Consider the following 25362-nt stretch of genomic DNA (forward strand, 5'->3'; position numbering starts at 1 on the left):
GCCAGCCTCCCCTTACCGCGCCCCGGTGGACCCTGCCGGGGCGCGTTGCACGTTTCCAAGGACGCTGTAGCGCATGCTCGAAATTTCTGCTGAAAATGTCTGGGTCGCGCTTGGCGTGACCCTGGCCGCCGGCCTGGCAACGGGCCTGGGCAGCCTGATGGTGCTGTTCTCGCGCCGCCCCAACCCGCGGCTGCTGGCCTTCGGGCTGGCCTTTGCCGGCGGGGCGATGGTGTTCGTGTCGCTCACCGAGATCCTGAACAAGGCGATCGATTCGTTCACCCAGGCCTACGATGCCCGGCTGGGCTTCGCCTACGGCACGGCAGCGTTCCTGGCCGGGGTACTGCTGATCGTGGTGATCGACCACCTGATCCCCAACCCGCACGAAAGCCTGGACAAGCAGGACCCGCTGTTCCGCGACAACAACAAGGCCTACATCAAGCGGGTGGGCCTGCTGACCGCGATCGCGATCACCGCGCACAACTTTCCCGAAGGCCTGGCCACGTTCTTTGCCACGCTGGAAAGCCCGTCAGTGGGCATGCCGCTGGCGTTCGCCATTGCCATCCACAACATTCCCGAAGGCATCGCCATTGCGGTACCGGTGTATTTCGCCACCCAGAACAAGTGGTACGCCTTCGGCGCGAGCCTGCTGTCGGGCCTGGCCGAACCGGTTGGCGCGGCCATCGGCTACTTCGCGCTGTCGGGCATGCTCAACCACGCCACGTTCGGCTGGGTGTTCGGCCTGATTTCCGGGGTGATGGTGTTCCTGGCCCTGGACGAACTGCTGCCGGCGGCCAAGCGCTACGCCAAGGGCCACGAAACCGTGTACGGCCTGGTGGCCGGCATGGGCAGCCTGGCGGTCAGCCTGGTGTTGTTCAAGTGGTGAGGCCGGCGGCCATACCCCGATAACGCGGCCCGGTAGTGCCGGCCGCTGGCCGGCTCTTCCACATGTCGATCAAGACGGTGCAGAGCCGGCCAGCGGCCGGCACTACCCTCCGTTCGGCACGGCTTTATCCGCCAGCCCTCACTTCAATCGGTTCAGCACCTCGGTCAGCTCGTCGGCCAGCGGCGCGTTGAGCAGGTACGGGGTCTTGCCGGCGTCCAGTGCGAACTCCAGCGAGGCGGCGTGCAGGAACAGGCGTTTCAGCCCGATCTGCTCACGAAGCCGCTTGTTGACGTCCGGATCGCCGTACTTGTCGTCACCGGCGACCGGATGCCCCAGGTGCTGGGCATGCACGCGGATCTGGTGGGTGCGCCCCGTTTCGATGCGGACCTCGCAGTACGAATGCCCGCCCTTGCGCTCCAGCACCTTGAAATGACTGATCGACTCCTTGCCGATCGGGTTGACCTGCACATGCCGCTCCCCGCCCTGGCGCAGCCCCACATGCAGCGGCGCATCCACGCTCATGGTGCCGTCGGGCATGCGCCCAACCAGCAGCGTCAGGTAATGCTTGCGGATGCCCGAGCCGTGGTCTTCGCGCAGCAACGCCTGCAGCTCGCTCAGCGCCGAACGCTTCTTGGCCACGATCAGCAGGCCCGACGTGTCGCGGTCCAGCCGGTGCACCAGTTCCAGGGTCTTGCCCGGGCGCAGCGCCCGCAGCGTTTCGATCGCGCCGAAGCTGATCCCGCTGCCGCCATGGCTGGCCACGCCCGACGGCTTGTTCAGCGCCAGCAGCCGATCGTCTTCGAACACGATGGCATCTTCCAGCCGTTTCATGAACGCGGCGGGCGGGCCTGCCTTGTCGCCTTCCTCGGTGAGACGGACCGGCGGCACCCGGACCTCGTCGCCCGGCTCCAGCTTGCGCTCGGCCTTGGCGCGGCCGCCGTTGACCCGCACCTGGCCACTGCGCACCAGCTTGTAGATCAGGCTGCGCGGCGCCCCCTTGAGCTGGCCGAGCAGGAAGTTGTCCAGGCGCTGCCCGGCGCGGTCGGCCGGGACGGTGATGATACGTACGCTGGTCATGGCTTCAGCGGCTTTGGGGGTGGGCTCGGTAACGGTCATTGGCCTTTTATTCTGTTACACTCGGCATGCGAGATAAGGGATTGATTTCGTTGGAAGTTGCTCTGGGCCAGAAGCCCGACTTCCCGCGATTCCGGCACAGTGCGCAGCCACCGCCCCCGGGGCGGCCATGTTAGCGGCTCACCGGCGGTCCCGGCCATCGCCGGATGCCTGACAAGCGTCTGTGCTGAAAAACATGTCCCTGTGGCGCTCCAGCCTGGCTGACAGCTGCCTCCGGCCCCGTAACACCCAAACCAAAACAAATGAAGCGCTCCCGCGGGCTGCCGTGGTGTTGTAGCGCTGGAAACCCAAGCCGCCCTCCCCGCGCCTGCGCGATGGGCGTCGAAGCGTGACCAGAAGCGAAACCCCATGGTGTTCCGCGCGGTAGCAGCGCGCGAGGAACCCAACAATGAAGCGAATGCTGATCAATGCCACGCAGGCTGAAGAGCTGCGGGTAGCCATCGTGGATGGCCAGACGCTGTACGACATCGACATCGAACAGCCGTCCAAGGAACAGAAGAAGTCGAACATCTACAAGGGCCGCATCACGCGCCTTGAACCGTCGCTGGAAGCGGCCTTCGTCGAATACGGCGGCGAGCGCCACGGCTTCCTGCCGCTGAAGGAAATCTCGCGCGATTACTTCGCCGCGGGCGTGGACCACAACAAGGCCGGCATCCGCGAACTGCTGCGTGAAGGCCAGGAAGTGGTTGTCCAGGTCGACAAGGAAGAGCGTGGCAACAAGGGCGCCGCCCTGACCACGTTCATCTCGCTGGCCGGCCGCTACATGGTGCTGATGCCGAACTCGCCCACCGCTGGCGGCGTCTCGCGTCGCATCGAGGGTGAAGACCGCGCCGCGCTGAAGGAAGCGCTGGACAAGCTGAACATCCCCGACGACATGGGCGTGATCATCCGCACCGCCGGCGTCGGCCGCGATGCCGAAGAGCTGCAGTGGGATCTGGATTACCTGCTGCAGGTGTGGAAGTCGATCGCCGAAGCGGCGCTGACCAAGCCGGCCTCCTTCCTGATCTACCAGGAGTCGCGCCTGATCGTGCGCGCCCTGCGTGACTACCTGCGCGCCGACGTCGGCGAGATCCTGGTGGACACCCAGGAACTGTACGAGACCGCCCGCGAGTTCATGCAGCAGGTGATGCCGCAGACCCTGCGCAAGCTCAAGCACTACACCGACGACATCCCGCTGTTCAACCGCTTCCAGATCGAATCGCAGATCGAAGGCGCGTATGAGCGCAACGTGCGCCTGCCATCCGGCGGCTCGATCGTGGTCGACCAGACCGAAGCGCTGACCGCCATCGACGTCAACTCCTCGCGCGCCACCAAGGGCAGCGACATCGAGGACACCGCGTTCCAGACCAACCTGGAAGCGGCCGAAGAAGTGGCCCGCCAGCTGCGCCTGCGCGACCTGGGCGGCCTGGTGGTCATCGATTTCATCGACATGGCCTCCAACAAGCACCAGCGTGAAGTTGAAAACCGCCTGCAGAACGCGCTCAAGTACGACCGTGCGCGCGTGCAGTTGGGCCGCATCTCGCGCTTTGGCCTGATGGAAATGAGCCGCCAGCGCCTGCGCCCGAGCCTGGGCGAATCCAGCCAGATCGTGTGCCCGCGTTGCGACGGCCATGGCCGCATGCGCAGCGTCGAGTCGCTGTCGCTGTCGATCATCCGCGTGGCTGAAGAGCATGCGATGAAGGAGAACACCGGGCAGGTGCTGGTCCAGGCCCCGGTCGAGATCGCCAACTACCTGCTCAATGAAAAGCGCAGCGCCCTGCGCGAGATCGAGCAGCGCCATGACGCGCCGATCGTGATCGTCGCCGACGAACAGCTGCACACCCCGCATTACGAAGTGACCCGCCTGCGTGACAACGAGCTGGGCGAAGAAAGCGGCAAGCCGAGCTACCAGCGCGGTACCCCGCGCAAGCTGCCGGTGCACGCGCTGACCAAGGCCCAGCTGAACATCCCGGTGGCCCCGGTGGTGACCCAGGTCAAGCACAGCCAGCCGGCGCCGATCCGCGAAGCCCCGGAACCGGAAGCCGCGCCCGCACCGGTCGCTGCCCCGGCCCCGGTGGCCGCACCGGCCGCTACCGGCGTGGTGGGCTGGCTCAAGCGCATCTTCGGTGGCGAACCGGCCCCGGCCGCCGCCCCGCCGGCGAACGCACGCCCGGCCCAGGACGGCAACCGCACCAACCGCAACAAGGATCGCAACAAGGACCGCAATGGCGGCCGCCGCGATGAACGCGGTGGCGAGCGCAACGGCAATGGCGGCGCGCAGGCGCAGGGCCAGGGCCGTGGCAAGGACCGCGGTGAACGTGGCGAGCGTGGCGAACGCGGTGGCAAGAACGAGCGTCGTGATGAGCGCCGCCAGGACGTCGCCGCACCGGTGGCCGGCAATGCCGCACAGGTGCAGGCGCCGGGCCAGGCCAAGCCGCGCAACGAACAGCAGCCCAAGCAGCCGCGCAATGAGCAGCAGCCCAAGCTGAAGCAGAAGCAGAACCCGCAGCAGCCCAAGCCGCAGCAGGGCGATGCCGACAAGGCCGTGGCCAGCGACAAGCCGGCACGCCAGCCGCAGGCCGATGCGCCGAAGCCGGGCAACACGACTGCACCGGTCGCCGATGCCGCACTGGTGACCGCCGCTGCCGTGGGCGTGGCCGACGCCGCCGCTCCGTACGCCGCCGCGCAGGACAGCGCGCAGACCGCGGCCGCCGTGGACGAAGCGCAGGTTGCCACCGGCGAGAACGGTGAACAGACCGATGCCCCGGGCACCGGCGATGACGCCAATGGCGAAGGCGGCTCGCGCCGTCGTCGCGGCCGTCGCGGTGGCCGTCGTCGTCGTCGTGGCAATGGCGAGCAGGCTGCCGGCAGCGATGGCCTGAACGATGACGCCGGTCTGGATGATGACGGCGACAGCGATGACCAGGATGGCGACCAGGACGGTGGCGACACCGCCCAGGCCCCGCGTCCGGCGGCCGGCAATGGCCAGCCGCAGCCGGAGTTCGAGTTCGACGACGAAACCGCTGCTGCGCCCGCCGCGGCACTGGTCCAGGCGCCGCGCCCGGCACCCGCTGCTGCGCCGGTAGCCGCTGTGGCCGCCGCCGCACCGGTGGCCGTGGTCAGCAGCCCGGTCGTGACCGCCGGTCACAGCGAGGCTGCCCCGGTGGCCCCGCAGGTGCCGGCAGAGAAGCCCGCCCCGTCCTACACCGACCGGGTGCCGTTCGTGGAATCGCCGATGCCGGCACCGCCGGTGGTTGACGTTGCCAAGCCGGCGCAGGCTGCGCCGGTGGTTGAAGCGCCGAAGGCTGTTGAGGCCGCTCCGGTTGCCGCAGCACCGAAGGCTGTTGAAGCCGCTCCGGTTGTTGAAACGCCGAAGGCTGTCGAGGCCGCCCCGGTAGCCGCAGCACCGAAGGCTGTTGAAGCCGCTCCGGTTGTCGAAGCGCCGAAGGCGGTTGAAGCTGCCCCGGTTGTCGAAGCACCGAAGGCTGCTGAAGCCGCTCCGGTTGCCGCCGCACCGAAGGCGGTTGAAGCTGCCCCGGTGGTCGAAGCACCGAAGGCGGTTGAAGCCGCTCCGGCTGCCGCAGCACCGAAGGCGGTTGAAGCTGCCCCGGTTGTCGAAGTACCGAAGGCTGCTGAAGCCGCTCCGGTTGTCGCAGCACCGAAGGCGGTTGAAGCCGCACCGGTTGCCGTGACCACCGAGGCGGGCCAGGCCGGTCGCCCCGTGCAGTCGAGCATGCTGGATGCGGTCGACCCGACCCAGCCGGCACCGGAGAAGGCCGCACCGGCCCCGGTCGCCCGCGTCGAGGCCGCCCCGGCTGCCCCGGTCGTGCATAACGGCCAGCTGTTCGGTAATGCGGGCAGCGACACCCCCGCCAGCACCGACGCCGCCGCACAGGCGGCCCAGGCCGAAGCCCGCGAGGACATCCCCACCGATGTCGCGCAGGCCGACGAAGCCGGCACGCCGGATCAGGATAAGCACGACAAGGCCTGATCCCGCGCCAGTGGGACCGTAGTAAACAGACAGCGGCCTTCGGGCCGCTGTCTGCGTTTGGGCCCTCGGTGCGCTGTGGCATGCTCGGCGCATGAATCGGCGCCCTCGCCTCACCCCCTGGGCTGCGCTGCTGGTGCTGCTGTCGGCCTGCCAGCCCGCCCCGCCTGCTCCGCTGAGCGAAGCCGCCATCGCGGTGCGCGATGCCGCGCCGGAGGACCTGTTCGTGGGCCGCCTGCAGGGCGTGGACATCGAACTGCTGGTGCAGGACTGCAAGGTCTTCCAGGTCACGCGTGGGCCCGAACAGGCCGTCGCCCTCACCGAAGTGCTGGCACCGCCGCCCTACCCGTTCTTCACCGACTGCCAGCGGCAATCACTGCGCCACGAAGAGGACGCGGTGGTTGCGGTGCTGGGGCGCATGGCGTTGGGTGCCGGCGGATGCTGCGCCACCGGCGGCACCTGGCGCACGCGCGACGGCCAGACGTGGGAGAAGATCAGCGAGCAGGCCATCCCGTAGCGGTAGATACCCACCGTTGGTGGGCAGGCATCACGGCGGACGCACAGCCACGCATGGCGTGGCTCTACCTCCCGCTCAGGGCGTGGTGGCGGCCGGGCTGCCCGGGCTGGGCGCGAACTGCAGGCGCGTCCATACACCGTAGTGGTCCGAGGCCCAGCGCCCTTCGGCGTACGGCTGGTCGAACAGGATCCGCGCTTCGCGCGCGAGCAGGCGGTCCTGCTGGAAGAAGATGTGGTCGATGCGCAGCGGCGCGTCGAAGTAGTGCCGGTTGAGGGTGCTCACCTGCGCCAGTTCGTTGTTGACGTGCACGCTGCCGAAGCTGTCACCGTAATGGTTGCGCAGCGCACTGAGGTCACCCGCATCCACCAGCGCGTTGAAGTCGCCGGCGATCACCACCGGGGCGTCGCCGCCGGTGTCGGCGATGAACTTCAGCAGGTCGGCCACCTGCTCGCCACGGATGCGGCTGCCACTCTCGTCCGAGCGCTCGTTCAGATGCGTGGCATAGACGTTCACCGGCTGGCCGTCCACATCGATGCGCAGGTGCGCGACCGTGCGGTAGTCGCCCAACGGCGCCAGCAGGTGGTCGTTGCGCGCCAGCACCGGACGGCGGGTCAACAGCGCATTGCCATAGCGTTTGAAGCGGCCGGGCGGGTCGGTGGAGACGAACTGGTAGTCGTAGCCGAGCTTGCGCGCCAGCCACGCGGCCTGGTTGCGCACGTGCGGCTTCTGGATCACTTCCTGCAGGGCAATCGCGTCGGGGCGCAGCGCCTGCAGTTCGCGCAGGATCACCTTGCGCCGCGCCGGCCAGTCTTCGCGGTCGTGGTGCAGGTTGAAGGTGACCATGCTCATGCCCGGCGCGGCGCTGGCCGACGGCACGAGTGTCGGGGCGACGGCAACGGGTTCGACGGCTAGGGCGACGCCGGCCAGCAACGCCGCCGATGCCAGCAATCCGGCCATGCCACGGCGAAGCCACGCACGATGACGATGCATGCCCATCACTGTGCCTTGCGCTCGGCGCGGCGCACCGACGACGGCACGTCGATCTCGACCCGCGCCGGTACCTGGGTGATGCGCAGCTCGCCGTTCAGCCACTGCGCCGGTTCGCCGTTGACGGTGGTGTTACCCGGTTCGCCACTGTAGGGCCACGGCAGGACCACCCCGCCATGCGGCGGCACCAGCCCGGCCGACAGGTCCAGCACCAGCTGCTTGTCGCTGCGGCTGAGCGCGTAGCTCAGCTGGCCGTTCGGGGTGCGCAGGCCCTTGATCGCCACGCCCTTGCCTTCCAGCCAGCGCGTCGGCACGCCGGCCGCCAGCACCAGGCTGTCGTCGACGTCGCGGCTGTAGGCAAACATGTCCAGCGCCGAGCGCACGAAGTCCGAAGCCACCCACGCATGCGGCAGGTCACCGACGAAGAACGGCTTGCGCGGCGTGTGCGAGACCACTTCGGCCCATTGGTTCCAGGCCTGCGGGGCACGGTCCTTGAAGAAGAACTCGGTGGCCTGCCAGGCGCGGTCGCGCCAGCCCAGGCGCACGAACGCGGCCACGTTGCGCCACTCGTACGGGGTGTAGTCCTTCCACTCACGCTTGCCGTCGCGGCGTTCCTCGAACTGCTTCCAGTAGCGCTCGAAGGTGTTGTCCAGGTACGGCTGCGGCAGGCGGCCCTGCTCGCCGCCCGGGGCCAGCGCGATGGTGGTGGAGGTGGCGTCGAAGTCGCCCAGCTCGGCCGCGCCGGGCAGGTAGTCGATCTTGTGCAGGGCCACCGCGGCCAGCAGCGACGCCTGCAGGTCGTCACGGAACTGGTCGCGCGACTCGCTGATCTGCAGGGCGTCCATTTTGCCCAGCGTGGTGGCGATGGTGGCCGCGTCCTTGTAGCCGCGCAGCGCCCAGAAGTTGTCCCAGTACGAATGCATGGGCTTGGCCGAATAGCCTTCATGGCTGATCGACACCGGCATCATCCCGTAGAAGGCCGGGTTGCGCGCGCGGTTCTCCTCGGTGCGCTCGCTCAGGCGCAGCTGCTCCATGTAGGTATAGGCGCCCTGCACGTGCGGCCACATCACTTCCAGGAAGGTGCTGTCGCCGGTATAGCGCCAGTACTCGGCAATATTGAAGATCAACTCACCGTGGCTGTCGTTTTCCGGCACCGGGTCGCTGCCGCGCGGATCGACGCAGCACGGCACCTTGCCGTTGTCGAACTGGTGCGGGGCATACCAGGTGACGTACTCGCGCACCGCGTCGCTGCGGCCCATGCGCAGCAGGCCTTCGGAAATCATCGCGCCGTCGCGGATCCAGCTGCGCGAGTACGAGCGCGTGCCGGGCTGGATGCTCGGCCCGATCCGCGAGATCAGCATGTGCGCCAGCGCGGTGCGCAGGGTATCGGCCAGCGGCTTGCCGGCGGCGGGCACCTGCAGGGTCACCTGGTCCAGCTTGGTCCGCCACATCGACGCCACGGCCTGTTGGGCCTTGGCTGCGTCGAAGTCCTTGGGCATCGTCCAGCTGCCGGTCTGCGGCAGCACGATGGCCACCTCGCGGCTCTGGCCCGGCTCCAGCCGCCAGCGGTACAGCAGCGCACCGCTGGCCAGCCCGGTCGGGTCGCGCACTTCGGTGGTGCCCGGCAGCTTGCCGCTGGCCAGGTGGACCACGTCCAGCTTGCCGTCGAAGGTGGTGGCAAACGTGCTGTCGGGTGCCTGGGCCGGGTACAGGCGCGGGCTGCCGTTGACCTCCACCTCGGTGGCCTCCACCGACAGGTTGTCGATCCGGCTGACGCCGCCGACGGTATTGAGGAACTGGGTGGGCGGGTTCACCTGCCACGGACGCACGGCCAGCGCCAGGGTGTAGTCGTGGGCCACCTTGTCGGGGTTGTGCAACGTGTAGCGCCCCACCAGCTGCGCCTTGTCCGGGGTGCCCTGCACGAAACCGGTGACTTTCAGCGCGGCCGTGTCGTGGCGCCAGTCGACGCTGGCGATGGGCAGGTAGTCGTCCTGCAGCGACTGGGTGCTGGCCACGTCGGCCCAGCTCAGCAGCTTCTTGCCGTCCACCTGCACGAACGGCTCCACGCTGAAGCTGGCCTTGGCCACTTCCAGCGCGCCATCTTCGCCGATCAACGCCTGCTCGCGGCCGCCGTCCAGACCCAGCAGGGTCCAGTACGGCTGCTCGCCACTGAATCCGCGTGGCACCGAACCGCGCGGCAGATCGGCGCCTACCGAACGGACGAAATCGTTGGGGGTCGCCGCAAAATCCAGCGGCTTCAAACTGATGTCACGGATACCGTAGCGCCAGCTCGGCCCCCCCTTGAGATCGAAGCGCAGGTAGCGCGCCTCGGTGTCGGGCAGCGCCAGCCAGTCGCGGTCGCCGCCGCCGCCCACCACTTCGCGCACTTCCTTCCAGCTGCGTCCGTCCTGCGAGGTGCGCACCACGTAGCGGGTGGCCTCCAGGCCGGGCAGCCACTGGATGACCGCACCGCCGAACTCGCGCACCTTGTGCAGGTCCAGGCTGATGGTCTGGTCGGCAACGCCGCCGCTGATCCACACCGTATCCGGCTTGCCATCGGCAATGCGGCTCTGCAGGGCGGTGGCGGTATCGGCGATCACCGACGGAGTCAGCGCCGAGGTATCCATCGGCGGCAGGCCCTGCAGGGTGAGGCGGTCGAAACAGACCGTGCCCTTGCCGCCGACCTTGCTGTAGATGGTGAACTCGACCGCGGCGCTGCGGGTGAGCGTCGGGTCCTTGCCCGGGCCCCAGGCCTTGTCGATCTGGCGGGCGCGGTACTGCACCGTGCTCCACGCCTTGGGAAAGGTGTAGCCGGGCCGGTTGACCCACCACACGTTGTCGCCGCTGGCGTCGATCAGCTTGAACTGCAGGTCGTTGGCCGGCGAGTCGCCGCGCAGCTGTACGCCGAACTGGTAGTTGGCCGGGTACTCGATGCCCAGCTCGCGGCGGATGCCGACGTAACCGGACACATCGTGGAAGTCGTAGTCCACGCACAGCGCACGCCCGCCGCCACTGCCGACCACGCTGCGCAGCGAGCCGCTGACCTGGTCGGACACGACCAGCTTCCAGGGCGCCATGTCGTCGAAGCTGTCCAGCACCTTCGGTGCCGGCAACGGGGCCGGCGCGGCGGCCGGGGCCGCCAGCGACCACAACAGCCCAAGACCCAGACCCACCGCGACGACGGCATGTTTCACCCTTTGACACTCCCCAGCAGCAGACCTTGGATGTAGTAACGCTGCAATGCCAGGAACAGCAGCAGCACCGGAACCACCGTGACCACCGCGCCGGCCATCATCATTTCCACGTCCATGATGTGTTCGCGCGACAGGGTGGCCAGGGCAACCGGCAAAGTGTAGTGCTCCTGGTCGGTCAACACGATCAACGGCCACATGAAATCGTTCCATGCGCCCATGAAGGTGAAGATCGACAGGGTCACCAGCACTGGCTTGAGCATCGGCAGCACGATCTGGAAGAAGATCCGCATCTCCCCTGCCCCGTCGATACGCGCCGCTTCCAGCAGTTCATCGGGAATCGAGCGCGCGTACTGGCGCACCAGGAAGATGCCGAACACGCTGGCCAGCGCCGGCACGATCACCCCGCCGAAGCTGTTGACCAGGCCCAGCTGCTTCATCAGCAGGAACAGCGGCAGCATGGCCACCTGCGCCGGGATCACCAACGCGGCCAGCAGCACCTGGAAGATGCGTTCGCGGCCGGCGAAGCGCAGCTTGGCGAACGCATAGCCGGCCATGGTGTTGAGCAGCAGCGAGCCCAGCGTGATGGCCAGCGACACGCCCAGGCTGTTGACGAAGTTGTTGCCCATGCCGGTGCGCGCGAACAACTCGTGGTAGTTCGCGGTGGTCACCGAGGACGGCAGCAGCGGCGGCGGGAAATGCGCCGCCTCGCCGGTGGGCATGAACGACACCGACAGCATCCACAGCAGCGGCGCCAGGCTGACCAGCGCCAGTACCGTCAAGCCACCGTTGACCCACCATGCATGCCAGCGCGACTGGCCGATTTCACGACTCATACCAACTGCCTCTTGCGGCCGAAACGCAGCATGACGCTGGTTACCGCCAGGATGATCAGGAACAGCAGGAACGCCACCGCGGAGGCGCGGCCCAGGTTCCACCACTTGAAGCCTTCCTCGAACATGAAGTACAGCACGCTGACGGTGCTCTGCAGTGGGTCGCCGCGGGTCATCACGTAGGGTTCGGCGAACAGCTGGAAGTAGCCGGACACGGTAATCACGCCCACCACCAGCAGCACCGGGCCGAGCATCGGCAGGGTGATGTGCAGGAACTGCTTCCAGCGCGAGGCGCCGTCGATGCGCGCGGCCTCGTACAGGTCATGCGGGATCGCCTGCAGGCCGGCCAGGAAGATCACCATGTTGTAGCCGAAGTTCTTCCACACCGCGAACAGCATGATGGTCGGCATGGCCCAGTTGGGGTCGCCCAGCCAGTCGATCGGGTTGATGCCGATGTGGCCCAGCCCGTAGTTCACCAGGCCGTAGCTGGTGTGGAACAGGTAGCGCCAGATCACCGCCACCGCCACCAGGGTGGTCACCACCGGGGCGAACAACGCGGTGCGGAACAGCGCCTTGAAGCGCGCCGCCGGGGCGTTGAGCAGGATCGCCGCACCCAGCGATACGCCGATCGACATCGGCACGCCGACGATCACGAAGTAGGTGGTGTTCCACAGCGACTTCCAGAACATCGGGGTCTGCAGCAGGTCGATGTAGTTGCCCAGCCCGACAAAGCGCAGGTTGCCGCCGTCGGCCAGGGCGTACAGGTCGAAGTCGGTGATGCTCAGGGCCAGCGCCGAGAACACCGGCAGGCCGAAGAACACGCCGATCACCAGGATGGCCGGGCCGGCGAACAGCCAGCCGGCAAGCGAACGCTGCTTCATTGCGCCGCTCCCGTGGCCACCGCGCTGGAATGCACGCCCGAACCGGCGGCCTTCTCCTGTGCATCGCGCTCATGCATCCAACGGCGCTTGGCGAGGACCTTGTCCACGCGCTTGTCCAGTTCCTTCACTGCCACATCCTGATCAAGGCCACCACGCACCACCTGTTCGGTGATGATCCGCATTTCCTGCACGATACGTTCCCACTCCAGCACCTTGGGCGTGGGCTTGACGCGTTCCAGCTGGTCGCGGAACGGCTGCGCCAGCGGGTCGTTGGCCAGCGAGGGATACTCCCAGGTGCTGCGCCGCGGCGGCAGGTCGCCGATGATGGAATGGAAGCGTTCCTGGATCGCCGGGCGCGACAGGAACTCGATCAGCTTCCACGACGCTTCCTTCTGCTGCGAGGAGCGGAAGATCACCAGGCTGGTGCCGCCGGCGATACCGGCGCCCGGGCCGTCCGGGCCCGGCAGTGCGGCGGTGCCCCACTTGCCTTCCAGTTCCTTGGGCTGCAGCTTCTTGAACTCGCGGATATTCCACGGGCCGGACAGGTAGAACACGTTGAAGCCGCGGAAGAACTCGTCCCAGACGTTGGAGATCTGGGTCTCGGACATGCGCGGCGCCCAGCCCTGGGCGAACATGTTTTCGTAGAAGCCCAGGGTCTTGCGGAAGCCGGGGCTGCTGAAATTGCCGCGGGTATCGGCATCGCGCAGCAGCGGGTCGGGCTGCTGCAAGGCGAAGGACAACTGCTGCTCGAATTCGTTGATCGGCATCAGCACCGCGTAGCGCTTGGGCCCCTGCATCTTCTTGATGGCGGCCATCATCTCGTTCCACTCCGCCCAGGTGCGCGGGGGGTGGTCGTAGCCGGCCTGGGCCAGCAGGTCCTTGCGGTAGTACAGCAGGCGCGTGTCCACGTACCACGGCACGCCGACCAGCTCGTCATGCACCACGTTGGTGTCCCAGATGCCCTGGAAGTAGTCGTCCGGATCCACCACCTTGGACTGCGCCACGTAGGGCTGCAGCGGCACCAGGGTGTTGAGCTCGGCGAACTCGGGGATCCAGGTGTTGCCCAGCTGGCACACATCGGGCAGGCCGTCGGCGGCGAACGCGGTGAGCAGCTTCTCGTGCGCCGCCGTCCACGGGATGTTCTGCACATCGACGTGGATGCCCGGGTTTTCCGCCTCGAACTCCTTGATCAGGCCGGTGACCACTTCGGCCTCGCGGCCCATCGCCCAGAAACGCACGGTGACACCTTCCGGCTCCTTGCGGCAGCCAGCCAACAACACGCTGCCGACCAGCAGCAGCAACAGACTCAAACCCAGCTTGGGGCGCGACGACAATGGCACTGCTTACTTCCCCTGCTGCTGGTTGCGGTTCGTATTGGAATTGTTCTTCTGTTCCTGGGCCGCTGCCGCGCGCGATTCGGCGATGCCGACCGAGCGCGCCGAAGCGGCCTTTTCATCTTTCTGCAGTTCCATCGGCTGGTCCTGGCCTTCGGGCGTCAACCAGCCACCGCTGAAACCGGCCCGTTCCAGGCCCTTGCGGATGTGCGCGTTTTTCTTCATCACGTCCCAGACGAAATCGTTCCGGTAGTTGGCGATCATGGTCAGGATCGGGCCCTGGTCGATGCCGATGTAGTCACTGGCCACCCAGCCGCGGTCGGGCACCAGCCGACCGGTCTTGATCGGGATGTCGTAGTTGAAGCTCGGGTTGAACGAATCCAGGAAGCCGTAGCTGGAATAGATGTAGTCGCCGTAGCGCTTGTGCATCTCTTCGGTGGCCGGGATCACTTCTTCCGGGGCGAACACCACCGAGGCGATCGCCGCGGTCGGGGCGATGGTGCCGTCGTCGAAGTTCTCGCGCAGGCCGGCGCCGCGCGAGGAGTAATGGCGGAACTGGCGCTGCTCGCCGCGGTATTCCTGGGTGGTGTTCTGCGGGCCATCGCTGGCGGTCAGGCCCCACACGTTCTCGCCGTAGTCCTTCCAGTTCATCGGGTTGGCGATGGCGTATTCGCGCTGCGCCAAGGCAGCCGAACGGCTGTTGAGGAAGTAGGTGCTGCCCCGCTCGCGCATGTAGGCGTCCTGGATGTCGCGGAAGTCCACCCACACGTGCGTGTACTGGTGCCCGAACAACGGGCCGAAGGACAGGTATTCCTGGCCCTGGTACACGCCCCAGTCGTTGTCGTAGGTACGCGTCCAGACCGTCCATGCGTCCGGGCTGACCGGGTGGGTCGGCGAGCCGAGCGCGAGGATGTAGACCATCATCGCCTCGTTGTAGCCCATCCAGTCGTGGTCGATGAAGCCGCTTTCGGGGAACCAGCCCATCGAGATCAGCGGCGCACGCTGCTGCAGCCACGGCCAGTCCACGCGCTTGTAGAGCGTGTCGGCGATCTCGCGGATCTCTTTTTCGCGGGCATCGTCACCGCTGTAGTACGACTGGGCGAACAGCACGCCCATCATCAGCAGCGCGGTATCCACGCTGGACAGTTCCACCCAGCTGTCGTAACGACGGCCCTGCTGCATGTCCAGGAAGTGGTAGTAGAAGCCCTTGTAGCCGCCCTTGCCGGTGCGCTGCGGGCCCATCGGCAGGTCACGGAAGAACTTCAGCGTGAGCAGGGTGCGGTCCACGGCCTGGGTGCGGCTGACCCATCCGTTCTCCACGCCGATCGGATAGGCGGTGAGCGCGTAGCCGACCGAGGCGATGCTGGCAAACGGGCGCGACGGGTAGCGGTCGGGGCTGAGGCCGTTGACCTCGTTGGTGGTATCCCAGAAGAACTGGAAGGTGCGGCGTTCGATATCGTCAAACAGCGGCGGCAGCTCCGGCTTCATCGGGCGCGGCGGCACGTCGGCCTCGACCAGGATCACCGGCGGCTTCGGCTTTGCCGGTTTGTCCGGCGCCTGCTGCTGGCAACCGGCGATGGCCACGGACAGCAACGCCAGCGACACCACCCGAGATGCATTCATCGACCACCACCTTTTGCGCATGTTCGTGCTGGAGAGCATAGCCTCAACCAAGCTGAAATCGTTTACAGATCACGATCCAAAAAAATCCGCCGGGGCGGACCGTCTGCGTACCGACCAACGGTCGGTACCTACCGCACACGCGCTTGCCCATCCTTGGACGGCAAGCGCCTGTACAGTCCCGCCGGCGGACCCAAGCCGACCGGCGGTGCTGCCCCGACACCGCCCAGAAGGCGGTGCCGGGTAACGCTGGCATCAGAAGCGGAAGCCGACTTCCGCCTTGACCTGGCGCGGCGTACCGACGATATCGCCGGTCTCGTTGTAGCTGGCCAGCAACTTGCCGTTGGACTTGGTGTAGTTGTAGTTGGAGAAGTTGTCGAAGTTGAAGACGTTGATGATGTCGATACGCGCATACAGCTCGGTATCGCCCGGCATCTTGAACGTCTTGGTGGCCTGCAGGTCGACCGAACGGTAGCCGAAGATCTTGCCACCGACCAGGAACTTGCCGTTGCCGTTGGGCACGGCCGCACCCGGGGTCGGCAGGTCGAAACCGGTCGACTGGGTGACCGGGTACCAGTCATTCACCGCGGTCGGGGTGGCCAGGGTGATCTTGCCGCCGAAGGTGATGTCCCAGAAGCCCGCATAGGAGCCGGTCAGCACCAGGCGGTGACGCGGGGCACCGTTGGAGCGGATGGTCGGGTAGTCCTCGATCAGGCCGCGGTCAAAGGCGTACTTCTCGTTGATGTCGCGGTTGTGGCGCGCGGTGGTCCAGGTATAGGCGATCGAGGTGCCCCAGCCGCTCTCCTTGGTGAACGGCTTCTGCGCCGACAGCAGCACCTGCGTGGCACGGGTCTTGATGCCCTGCTGGCCGATGATCAGGCTGCCGAAGCCCGGCACGTTGCAGCTCCAGGCCTGGCTCAGGCCCGGGTCGGTGCCACCGCACAGACGCGGGTCATCGAAGAACTGGCCGGTCGGGTAACGGTTGCCCAGGGTGAAGGCGAAGCCGTCGTAGCTCAGGGTGCGGGCGATGGTGGCATCGGTCAGCCAGTCACCGACCTGGTTGCTCATGCCCAGGCTGAACTGATCCGAGTACGGCGCCTTCAGGTTGTTGTTCAACAGGTCCACTTCCAGACCGGCATTGCTGGTCGAGCCGACCAGCGCCTGCAGGTTGCCGATGCCGTTGAGCAGGTTCGGATCCCAGTTGTAACAGGCGGCCTGGCCGTTGATGCAGGTGCTGGTGGCCGGGTTGCGGAAGTAGATGGTCGGCTGCGGCAGGGCCAGCTTGGTGGTTTCCAGCTGCAGGTTGTCGAACAGGTCGCGGTCATACGAACGGCCGGCACCACCGTGGATCACGTGCTGCTCGTCGGCGTTGATGTCATACGAGAAGCCCAGGCGCGGCTGCCAGGCATCCTTGAATGCCTTGCGGTTGTGGCCGTTGCTGATGTAGTTGCTGATGTCCAGCCCGCCCAGCGCCAGCGTATCGGCGAAGGTCTGGCCAGCGGCAGCGCGCGGGTCCTGCGAGTAGATCGCATCGACCACGGCCTGCGGGGTCACGAAGTCCAGGTAGGCCGGGGTCTTTTCGTAGTCCCAGCGCAGGCCGATGTTCAGCTGCAGGTGGTCGTTGACCTGCCAGTCGTCCTGGATGTACAGGCCGATCTGCTTGGACTTCGAACGCACTTCGCCGGACACGCCCGACACACCGTTCACCGGCTTGACGAACTGCGCCTTGTACGGGATGTCCGACGGGAAGTCCGCGTCACCCAGGGTGTAGGTGAAGGTCGGGTTGATCTGCGCCGCATCGGAGGCGTACAGATCGATTTCCTTGTACTTGGCACCCATCTTGATGGTGTGGTCGCCCATCCACTGGATGCCGTCCAGGGTCAGGTTGTCTTCGATCGCCCAGCCCTTCTGGCCCTTCACCTGCGAATCCAGTGCCGAGGCGCCACCGATCTTCACCAAGGTGCGGTCTTCGGTGCCGTCCGGTGCGGTGTAGGTGATGCCGTTGGCCAGGGTCAGCGGGGTCGGGTTGTTGAACGAATCTTCATGGGTGACCATCAATTCGTTGTAATAACGCTCGCCGCTGTGGTTCCAGCGCAGCGCGTAACGACGGTCGGTGTTGACCACTTCGCGACCGGCTTCCGGCGCGGTCTGGCCACTGAACTGCTGCTGGGTCTCGTCGCGGTCCTGGAAGGTCAGCTCGATGCGATCGTTGTCGGTCGGTTCGAAGTCGATCTTGGCGAAGATCAGGTCCTGCTCGAACGGCTGGCTGGCCGGGCCGAGGCCGGCGGCGGCGTCGCCCGGCAGCAGGCCGACGCGGTTGGTGACCGAGCCTTCCGGCGCGATGGTGACCGGCAGGTCGAAGCGCTTGGCTTCGTAGGTCACGAAGAAGTGGGCCTTGTCCTGGATGATCGGGCCACCCAACGCGAAGCCGTATTCCTTCTCGGCCGAGGCTTCCTTGGTCTGGCCGTACTGACGCTCGGCCGGGGTCTTGGCGCGCATGTCTTCGTTGGTGTAACGGTAGAAGGTTTCACCCTTGAACTCGTTGGTACCGGACTTGGTGGCCGCGGTCACGGCCGCGCTCGACACCTGGCCATACTCGGCCTTGTAGTTGCCGCTGATGACCTTGTATTCGCCAATGGCCAGCTGCGGGAACGGGTTGCCGGCGCTGCCGGACTGGCCGGCCACGCCGCCGCCCTTGACGTAGCTCTTCTGGCCCACGCCGTCGATGTAGACGTTGGTGCCGTCGGCATTGGTGGCACCGCCGCGCAGCGAGGTGTTGCCCTTGGCATCGCGGGTGAAGATCATGCCCGGCACCGCGTCGGCGAACTCCAGGAAGTTGCGCGACACCTGCGGGGTGGTCTGGATCTGCTGCAGGCTGACCGTCTTGCCCACTTCGGACGTACGCACTTCCTGCAGCAGGGTCGGGGCCACCACGTTGACGGTGTCAAGGTTGGTGGCGTTGGCGGTGCCGCCGTTGGCCGGCGCGCCGCTGAAGTTCAGCGTCGCGGTCGAGGCCACGGTCACCGTTACCTTCTGGGTCTGGCCGTTGGCCACCACGTCATAGGTGCCCGGGTCCAGGCCCATCAGCGAGTAGCTGCCGTCGGCGCGGGTGGTGGCACGGCGCACGGTGCCGCTGGCCAGGTTGGTGGCGGTCACTTCGGTGCCGGCCTCGGCCTGGGCCACCTGGCCGCGCAGCGAGGAGGTGGCCGACTGCGCCATCAGGGACGGTGCAGCGCCCAGCATCAGGCAGGTAACCAGTGCACTGGTCAGCAGGCTGCGCGCCGGTGCACGGTTGCGGTGATTGGAATACGTCATGTAAATCTCCGGGTGGTGGTGGCCGTCTTTGCGGCCCCTGTCGTTTTTTTTACAGCGTGGTTTGAATGCATCACGACCAACGGTCGTGATTTACAGCAAAGGCGTCACGACCATCGGTCGTGACCTACACGAATCACGCACGATCAGGCGCGGCACAAGCGTCTGCTTGTCACCGGCCACTTCCGTGTTGTTGCCGTCCATCAACTGCAACAGACGCGTCATCGCCTTATCGCCGAGGTCGGCGATACTCACCTGCATCGTCGTCAAGGACGGGTGAACGAAACGCGCCAGCGGAATGTCATCGAAGCCCGCCAGGGCAACATCGGCCGGCACCCGCACGCCTGCCTGCGCGAACGCATACAGGCAGCCCAGCGCCATCATGTCGTTGGCGGCGAACACCGCATCGGGCAGCGCGCCGGCTGCCAGCAACTCCTGTCCAGCGCGATGGCCGGAGGCTTCGTCAAAGTCACCGGGCAACTCGATGCCCACCGCATCGGTACCGGACGCGGCCAGCGCATCGCGGAAACCGCGCAGGCGCTCACGCGCGTCGAAGTTGAGGTCCGGACCGGAAATGAAGGCAATGCGGCGGTGGCCGACATCGAGCAGATGGCGGGTCATGGCCATCGCGCCGGCATGGTCATCGATGCTGAGCACCGGATGATCCTGCTCGGGCAGGTAGGTATTGATCAGGACCGTGGGCAGCGCCTGCGGCAGGTTGTCGGTGAGGAAGCCGGGGCTTTCCGCATACGGCGACAACACCAGCAGCCCGTCCACGCGACCGCGCATGGCACGCAGGGCCGCGCCCTGCTGCTCCTGGTCGCCGTGGTAGCTGGACACCAGCAGATGCTGGCGGCGCTCGCGGGCGACCCCGTCGATGCCACGCATCAGCTCGGAAAAGAATTCGCCGTACAGGTCCGGCAGCACCACACCGATGGTGTTGGTGCGCCGGCTGCTCAGGCTCCGTGCGGCCGCATGCGGGGTGTAGCGCAGGCGCGCAGCGACCTCCAGCACCAGCTTGCGGACCGGTTCGGCGACATTTTCATGTCCATTGAGCGCACGCGATACCGTGGCCACGGAGACCCGGGCTTCGCGGGCTACATCTTTGATTGTGATGGCTGCCTTGTTCACTTCGCCGCCCTCCACGGCTTAGAGATCTGGGGCTTGGCGCGGAATGTAAGCGTTTTCAATCCTGAATGTAAACACTACGTTAGGCCAATGACGTCTGCCGGTAACATGAAAGTGTCTTCAGGGGCCCTGTCCTGGACTGGCCAGGACAAGGCAGGACAAGGCTTTCAGCCGTTTTTGGCCGGTGCCTCGGCGCGGATGGACAGCGCGTGGATATCGGTGTCCATCAGGGTGCCCAGGGCGGCATAGACCGCCCGGTGGCGCGCAAGTGGCAGCTTGCCTTCGAAGGCGGCGCTGACAATGTGCACATTGAAATGGCCGCGCCCATCGCGCGCGCCTTCGTGGCCGGCGTGGCGGTGGCTGTCGTCCTCCACCTCCAGCAGCTGCGGGTCCAGGGCCTGCTGCAGGGCCGCGCGGATCTGCTCGACCCGGGTCACGGCAGGACCTTGCGGAACGGGCGCACCTGCACGCGGGTATAGACCCCGGCGTCCACGTAGGGGTCGGCGTCGGCCCAGGCCTGGGCCTGCGCCAGCGAATCGAACTGGGCGATCACCACGCTGCCGCTGAACCCGGCCGGGCCCGGATCTTCGCTGTCGATCGCCGGGCACGGCCCGGCCAGCAGCAGCCGGCCCTCGTCGCGCAGGGCGGTCAAACGGGCCAGATGCGCGCCGCGCACCGCCATCCGGGCCGCCAGTACGTCGGCACCGTCATAGCCTTCAATCACATACCACACAGGCAACTCCCAAGGCTCAGCTAAACGAACCGGACGATTCTAGCCCGGCTCGCTGGACACTGCCGGGCTGAACCCGTACTCTTGACTCCATTGCACGTGGCTGGACGCAGCAGCCCCGCCGGTAGACGGCTTCACCGCCGCCCGACGATCGACCCGCTGCCCCACACCAGTACACGTAGACGACCTCCCCGTAGTTCTGTCGCTGCCCGTCGCGGCGCGCCTTGCTGTTTGAAGTGTGGAACCGCGCCGACCCAGGCGTGTCATGGCTTGCCATCCTGCCGCCGGGCGTTCCGGAACGGCTGAGGGTGCGGCGACCGGTCCGTTGCAATACTGACATCACTCTTGATGACCTCCGAACTCGCGCTCGACGCGAACCCGCAAACCCGGCCGACCGCCCCACAGCAGCAGGAAATGCCGCTGGCCGTGGTGCATGGTCAACCGGTCCTGCAGATTCCGCAGGACCTGTACATTCCGCCGGACGCGCTGGAAGTCATCCTGGATGCCTTCGAAGGTCCGCTGGACCTGCTGCTGTACCTGATCCGCCGGCAGAACCTGGACATCCTGGACATCCCGGTGGCCGAGATCACCCGCCAGTACGTCGAGTACATCAACGTCATGCAGGAGCTGCGCTTCGAACTGGCGGCCGAGTACCTGGTGATGGCGGCCATCCTGGCCGAAGTGAAGTCGCGGATGCTGCTGCCGCGGCCACCCAGCATCGAGGGCGAGGAAGCCGACCCGCGCGCCGAGCTGGTGCGCCGGCTGCAGGAGTACGAACGTTTCAAGCAGGCTGCCGAAGATATCGACGCCCTGCCCCGGCAGGACCGCGACACCACCCCGGTACATGCCTTCGTGCCCGACCGCGCCGCAGTGAAGCTGCCGCCACCGGTGGACCTGAAGGAAATGCTGATGGCGCTGCACGACGTGCTCAAGCGCGCCGAGCTGTTCACCGGCCACGCGATCAAGCGCGAGGCCCTGAGCGTGCGCCAGCGCATGGGCGACGTGCTGGGGCGGCTGGAAGATGGCCAGTTCTACCGGTTTGAATCGCTGTTCACCGCCGAAGAAGGCAAGCTGGGCGTCCTGGTGACCTTCCTGGCCCTGCTGGAACTGGCCAAGGAGCAGCTGCTGGACATCGTCCAGGAAGCACCGCTGGCGCCGATCTACGTCAAATCCCTGGCTGCCGGCAACACCAACGAACCGCTGCAGTTCAACAGCGAATTCGACGACGCCGACGCCGCCAACGCATCCGACTGAGCACCCGACCCACGCATGGATCAATCGCTGATCAACCGTATTGTCGAAGGGGCGCTGCTGGCCTCCAGCCAGCCGCTGACCCTGGCGCAGCTGCAGGGCCTGTTCCCGGAAGAGGAACCGGCGCCGCCGGGCAGCATCGAGCGCGCACTGGAACTGCTGCGCGATGGCTGCGCCGAGCGCGGCGTGGAACTGGTGGAGGTGGCCTCCGGCTTCCGCTTCCAGGTCACCAACGAAGTGCACGGCTACATCACCCGGCTGTGGACCGAACGCAAGACCCGCTACACCCGCGCCACCCTGGAAACCCTGGCGTTGATCGCCTACCGCCAGCCGATCACCCGCGGCGAAATTGAACAGGTGCGCGGCGTGGCGGTCAGCAGCAACATCATCCAGGCGCTGGAAGAGCGCGAGTGGATCCGCGTGATCGGCCACCGCGACGTGCCCGGCAAGCCGGCCCTGTTCGGCACCACCAAGGGCTTCCTGGACTACTTCGGGCTCAAGCGCCTGGACGAACTGCCGCCGCTGTCCGAGCTGCGCGACCTGGGCGAACTGGAACCGCAACTGCCGCTGGACCGCGATGGCCAGCCGGCCGGTCGCCTGGCCGCCGGCGCCGCCACCCCGGACGGCGAGCTGGACGGGGACGCGGCAAACGACGACACCCCGCCACTGGCAGGTGAAGACGAATCGCAGGACAATTCACCCGATGGCGGGCCCGCGCCCACCACCGATACCGATGCAGACACCGAATCCAAAGCGCCGTTGCCGCCCCGCGATGACGACGCTGGAATGACCGCCCCTGATGGCGAACCCGATACCGCGCCGGGCGAGCGCGCGGCGCCCCAGAACGAAACCGAAAACAACGCCGTCGCGAAGACGACCGTGGCTGTTGACGAAGCCGATCCCGAACCAGAGGCCGACGCATCCGTTGCCGGCCGGAGCCAAGTAAATGAGTGACACCCCCCGCAAGCCGTCTTTGAACAAGCTTTCGCTCAAGCGCGAAACCGCCACCGACCAGCCCAAGCTGGAAGAACGCCTGCACAAGGTGCTGGCCCAGGCCGGGCTCGGTTCGCGCCGCGCGCTGGAACAGCGCATCGCCGATGGCCTGGTCAAGGTCAACGGTGAAGTCGCGCAGACCGGCCAGTCGATCAAGAGCGGCGACAAGGTCGAGCTGGACGGCCGCGGCTTCGTGGCCACGGCGCTGACCGAAACCTCGCGCGTGCTGGCCTACAACAAGCCGGAAGGCGAAGTAACCACCCGCGAAGACCCCGAAGGTCGCCCGACCGTGTTCGAAGCGCTGCCTGCCCTCAAGGGCGCGCGCTGGATCGCGATCGGCCGCCTGGACATCAACACCACCGGCCTGCTGCTGGCAACCACCGACGGTGAGCTGGCCAACGCGATGATGCACCCCTCCTACGAGGTCGAGCGCGAGTACGTGGTGCGCGTGCGCGCCCCGGAAGGCGAAGAGAAGGTACCCGACAACATCGTCGACCGCCTCGCCCGTGGCGTGGCGCTGGAAGACGGCCCGGCCAAGTTCGACGAGATCGAACGCATCGGCGGCACCGATTCGCACGACTGGTTCCGCGTGGTCGTCAAGGAAGGCCGCAACCGCGAAGTGCGCCGCCTGTGGGAATCGCAGGGCTGCCAGGTCAGCCGCCTGAAGCGCACCCGCTACGGCAAGGTCAGCCTGCCGCGCGAACTGCTGCGCGGACAGTCGGTGGAACTGCCGGCCAAGCAGGTTGAAGCGCTGCGCGCCGAACTGAAGCTGGAAGAAGGCGCGCCGTCGGCGCTGACCCTGCAGCCGGTGATCGGCCAGCGTCGCGCCGCCAAGACCACCGTGCGCGTGTCGCGCGAAGGTGGCCGCGGCAATGCCTACGTCAACGGCCATAACTCGGCCGACGAAGGCCGCGAACTGCGTCGTTTCGACAACGTCCGCGAAGAGCGCGGCCGGGGTCGCGGTGGCAAGGGCGGCGGCTTCAAGGGTGGACTGACGGTCAGCGGTGAAGCGGCGGCCAAGCAGTCGCAGCGTCCGTTCAAGGCGCGCCCGGACAAGGGCAACCGTGCCCTGCCGGAAGGCAACCCGGCCGCGTTCCGCAGCTGGTACGTGCCGGACGGTGTGAGCACCGGCCCGAGCAACCATCGCAATGCCGGCCCGGGCGCAGCCCGTGGCCCGGGTGCGCGGGGTCCGGGTGCCGGCGCAGGCGCCGGTGGCCAGGGCCGTCCGTACGGCAAGCCGAAGGGTCCGGGCGGCGCAGGCGGCCCGGGGCGCGGCAGCTACGGCGGCGGCGCTGAAGGCCGTGGCGGTTACGGCGGCGGTGGCGGTGGTTACGGCGGCGACAACCGCGGTGGCGAAAGCCGCGGCGGCTACGGCGGCCAGGGCCGTCCGGCCGGCGCCGGTGCCGGTGGCAACCGCGGTGGCCAGAGCGGCCAAGGTCCGTCGCGTCACCCGTACGGCCATCCGGGCAATGCCCCGAGCTTCCCGTCCGACCACGCCAATCCGGGCAGCAGCCCGTACGGCAGCGCGCGTCCGGCGGGTAACCGTGGTCCGGGCGGTCCGGGTGGCAATCGCGGCCCGGGTGGCCCCGGTGCCCGTGGTCCCGGCGCCAATGCGCGCGGCCCCGGCGGTCCGGGCGGCAATCGCGGTCCGGGCGGTCCGGGTGGCAACCGTGGCCCGGGCGGTCCCGGTGGTCGTGGTCCCGGCGGCCCGGGCGGTCGGCCCGGCGGCAGCCGCGGTCCGGGCGGCGGCGGTCACCGTGGCGGCGGCCCGCGCGGCGGCTGATCCCTGATAGGCTGAGATCAAAAAACCCCGGTTTAGGCCGGGGTTTTTTATTGGGGCTGGTTGCGCGTTGTATCGGCTGGGGCAGCCACCCATGGGGTGGCTCTACCCTGCTCTACGTGTGCACCCCTGCGCCATCAAGATCCGGCCAAATCCGGTAGAGCCACCCCATGGGTGGCTGCATGTAACGCCGGCCAAATCCGGCAGAGCCACCCCCTGGGTGGCTGCACGTAACGCCAGCCAAATCCGGTAGAGCCACCCCATGGGTGGCTGCAGGTAACGCCGGCCAGATGACGCCTCAGCGGCGCTCGATGGTGAACTTGCCCAGGCCCACGCCCAGGTCCCAGCCCTTGCCGGTACCGGCCAGCGCCAGCGACACATCGCCCTTGGTCATGACCTGCGCATTGCTGGATTTGTCGGCACCGGCATGGGCTTCCACCGAGGCGTAGGAGCCGATCAGGTCGTTCACCGAATAGGCACCGGAGAACTTGCCCTTGCCGTCCACGATCTTGGATTTGCCCACGGTCAGCCCGCCGCCCTTGACGGTGATCTTCACCGGGATGCGCGCGCCGTTGTCGCAGCTGATGGTGCCGGTGCCCGATGCGGTCTTGTACAGCACCGACCAGCCGGCCAGGTTGTAGTGCAGCTCGCAGTCGATGTTGCCAGCCGCCTGCGCGGCCGAGGCCGTCGAGAGGCCGGCCAGCGCGATCAAAACCAGAGAAAACGTCTTCATGCGATCCGCTCGTACTCAGTGGGTGACGAGGCGAATCTAGCAGTGGCGGCGTGTGACCCGGATGAGGCCACACGCCGCCATCAGGCCA

Annotated in this window: 18 protein-coding genes; 6 read left to right on the top strand and 12 right to left on the bottom strand. The window is 67.1% G+C overall.

The genetic code is table 11. From position 1 onward, the window contains the following. Positions 1–73 precede the first annotated feature (73 nt). Entirely contained in the window at positions 74–883 is an 810-nt protein-coding gene (gene zupT, locus ABIA71_RS14445; RefSeq protein WP_354286056.1) for a zinc transporter ZupT, read from the top strand. Between the two features lie 138 nt (positions 884–1021). Here the strand turns inward: zupT and ABIA71_RS14450 are convergent, their stop codons facing one another. Continuing rightward, the gene (locus ABIA71_RS14450) at positions 1022–1999 is read right to left on the bottom strand and encodes an RluA family pseudouridine synthase (RefSeq protein ID WP_502961251.1); all 978 of its coding nucleotides are present in this window, start codon (positions 1997–1999) and stop codon (positions 1022–1024) included. Positions 2000–2405: 406 nt separating this feature from the next. Here ABIA71_RS14450 and ABIA71_RS14455 point away from each other — a divergent pair, with 406 nt between their 5' ends. Together ABIA71_RS14455 and ABIA71_RS14460 are read left to right on the top strand one after the other, a co-directional pair. Beyond that, on the top strand, positions 2406–5987 hold the full coding sequence (locus tag ABIA71_RS14455) for an Rne/Rng family ribonuclease (RefSeq protein WP_354286059.1): 3582 nt from the start codon (positions 2406–2408) through the stop codon (positions 5985–5987). 91 nt (positions 5988–6078) lie between these two features. Then, complete coding sequence (locus ABIA71_RS14460; protein WP_354286061.1) at positions 6079–6501, top strand: hypothetical protein; 423 nt, start codon at positions 6079–6081, stop codon at positions 6499–6501. A 75-nt stretch (positions 6502–6576) separates the two neighbouring features. On the opposite strand, the gene ABIA71_RS14465 is transcribed toward ABIA71_RS14460, so the two are convergent. The 10 genes from ABIA71_RS14465 to ABIA71_RS14510 form a co-directional block, all read right to left on the bottom strand. After that, positions 6577–7458 carry an endonuclease/exonuclease/phosphatase family protein gene (locus tag ABIA71_RS14465; protein ID WP_502961252.1) on the bottom strand — a complete coding sequence of 294 codons (882 nt, stop codon included), beginning with the start codon at positions 7456–7458 and terminating at the stop codon, positions 6577–6579. Positions 7459–7496: 38 nt separating this feature from the next. After that, positions 7497–10631 (bottom strand): discoidin domain-containing protein, encoded by a 3135-nt coding sequence (locus ABIA71_RS14470; RefSeq protein ID WP_354286225.1) that lies wholly within the window; start codon positions 10629–10631, stop codon positions 7497–7499. 47 nt (positions 10632–10678) lie between these two features. Next, the gene (locus ABIA71_RS14475) at positions 10679–11515 is read right to left on the bottom strand and encodes a carbohydrate ABC transporter permease (RefSeq protein WP_038687499.1); all 837 of its coding nucleotides are present in this window, start codon (positions 11513–11515) and stop codon (positions 10679–10681) included. Next, positions 11512–12393 (bottom strand): carbohydrate ABC transporter permease, encoded by an 882-nt coding sequence (locus ABIA71_RS14480; protein WP_038687498.1) that lies wholly within the window; start codon positions 12391–12393, stop codon positions 11512–11514. The genes ABIA71_RS14475 and ABIA71_RS14480 overlap by 4 nt, the downstream gene beginning before the upstream one ends. Next, positions 12390–13703, bottom strand: coding sequence for a sugar ABC transporter substrate-binding protein (locus ABIA71_RS14485; RefSeq protein ID WP_354286065.1), 1314 nt, complete (start codon positions 13701–13703; stop codon positions 12390–12392). The genes ABIA71_RS14480 and ABIA71_RS14485 overlap by 4 nt, the downstream gene beginning before the upstream one ends. A gap of 33 nt (positions 13704–13736) precedes the next feature. Next, positions 13737–15350 (bottom strand): glucoamylase family protein, encoded by a 1614-nt coding sequence (locus tag ABIA71_RS14490; RefSeq protein ID WP_354286067.1) that lies wholly within the window; start codon positions 15348–15350, stop codon positions 13737–13739. A 252-nt stretch (positions 15351–15602) separates the two neighbouring features. Beyond that, positions 15603–18662, bottom strand: coding sequence for a TonB-dependent receptor (locus tag ABIA71_RS14495; protein ID WP_354286069.1), 3060 nt, complete (start codon positions 18660–18662; stop codon positions 15603–15605). A 90-nt stretch (positions 18663–18752) separates the two neighbouring features. Further along, positions 18753–19805, bottom strand: a complete 1053-nt coding sequence (locus tag ABIA71_RS14500; RefSeq protein ID WP_128097743.1) for a LacI family DNA-binding transcriptional regulator — start codon at positions 19803–19805, stop codon at positions 18753–18755. A gap of 149 nt (positions 19806–19954) precedes the next feature. Then, positions 19955–20224 carry a BolA family protein gene (locus tag ABIA71_RS14505; protein ID WP_038687490.1) on the bottom strand — a complete coding sequence of 90 codons (270 nt, stop codon included), beginning with the start codon at positions 20222–20224 and terminating at the stop codon, positions 19955–19957. After that, positions 20221–20520 (bottom strand): YciI family protein, encoded by a 300-nt coding sequence (locus ABIA71_RS14510; RefSeq protein ID WP_128097741.1) that lies wholly within the window; start codon positions 20518–20520, stop codon positions 20221–20223. The genes ABIA71_RS14505 and ABIA71_RS14510 overlap by 4 nt, the downstream gene beginning before the upstream one ends. A 345-nt stretch (positions 20521–20865) precedes the next feature. Here ABIA71_RS14510 and ABIA71_RS14515 point away from each other — a divergent pair, with 345 nt between their 5' ends. From ABIA71_RS14515 to ABIA71_RS14525, 3 genes are read left to right on the top strand one after another with little or no spacing between them, the layout of a single operon-like run. Then, a complete protein-coding gene (locus tag ABIA71_RS14515; protein WP_354286071.1) occupies positions 20866–21771 on the top strand; it encodes a segregation and condensation protein A in 906 nt (301 codons plus the stop codon). Between the two features lie 15 nt (positions 21772–21786). Further along, complete coding sequence (scpB, locus tag ABIA71_RS14520; RefSeq protein ID WP_354286073.1) at positions 21787–22722, top strand: SMC-Scp complex subunit ScpB; 936 nt, start codon at positions 21787–21789, stop codon at positions 22720–22722. Beyond that, positions 22715–24544: a pseudouridine synthase gene (locus ABIA71_RS14525; RefSeq protein WP_354286075.1), complete on the top strand. Its 1830-nt coding sequence runs from the start codon at positions 22715–22717 to the stop codon at positions 24542–24544. Before scpB ends, ABIA71_RS14525 begins: the two co-directional genes overlap by 8 nt. Before the next feature lie 295 nt (positions 24545–24839). On the opposite strand, the gene ABIA71_RS14530 is transcribed toward ABIA71_RS14525, so the two are convergent. Then, on the bottom strand, positions 24840–25274 hold the full coding sequence (locus ABIA71_RS14530) for a hypothetical protein (RefSeq protein WP_320489107.1): 435 nt from the start codon (positions 25272–25274) through the stop codon (positions 24840–24842). Positions 25275–25362 lie beyond the last annotated feature (88 nt).

Source organism: Stenotrophomonas sp. 2619 (genome assembly GCF_040548725.1).
Lineage (GTDB): Bacteria > Pseudomonadota > Gammaproteobacteria > Xanthomonadales > Xanthomonadaceae > Stenotrophomonas > Stenotrophomonas maltophilia_AP.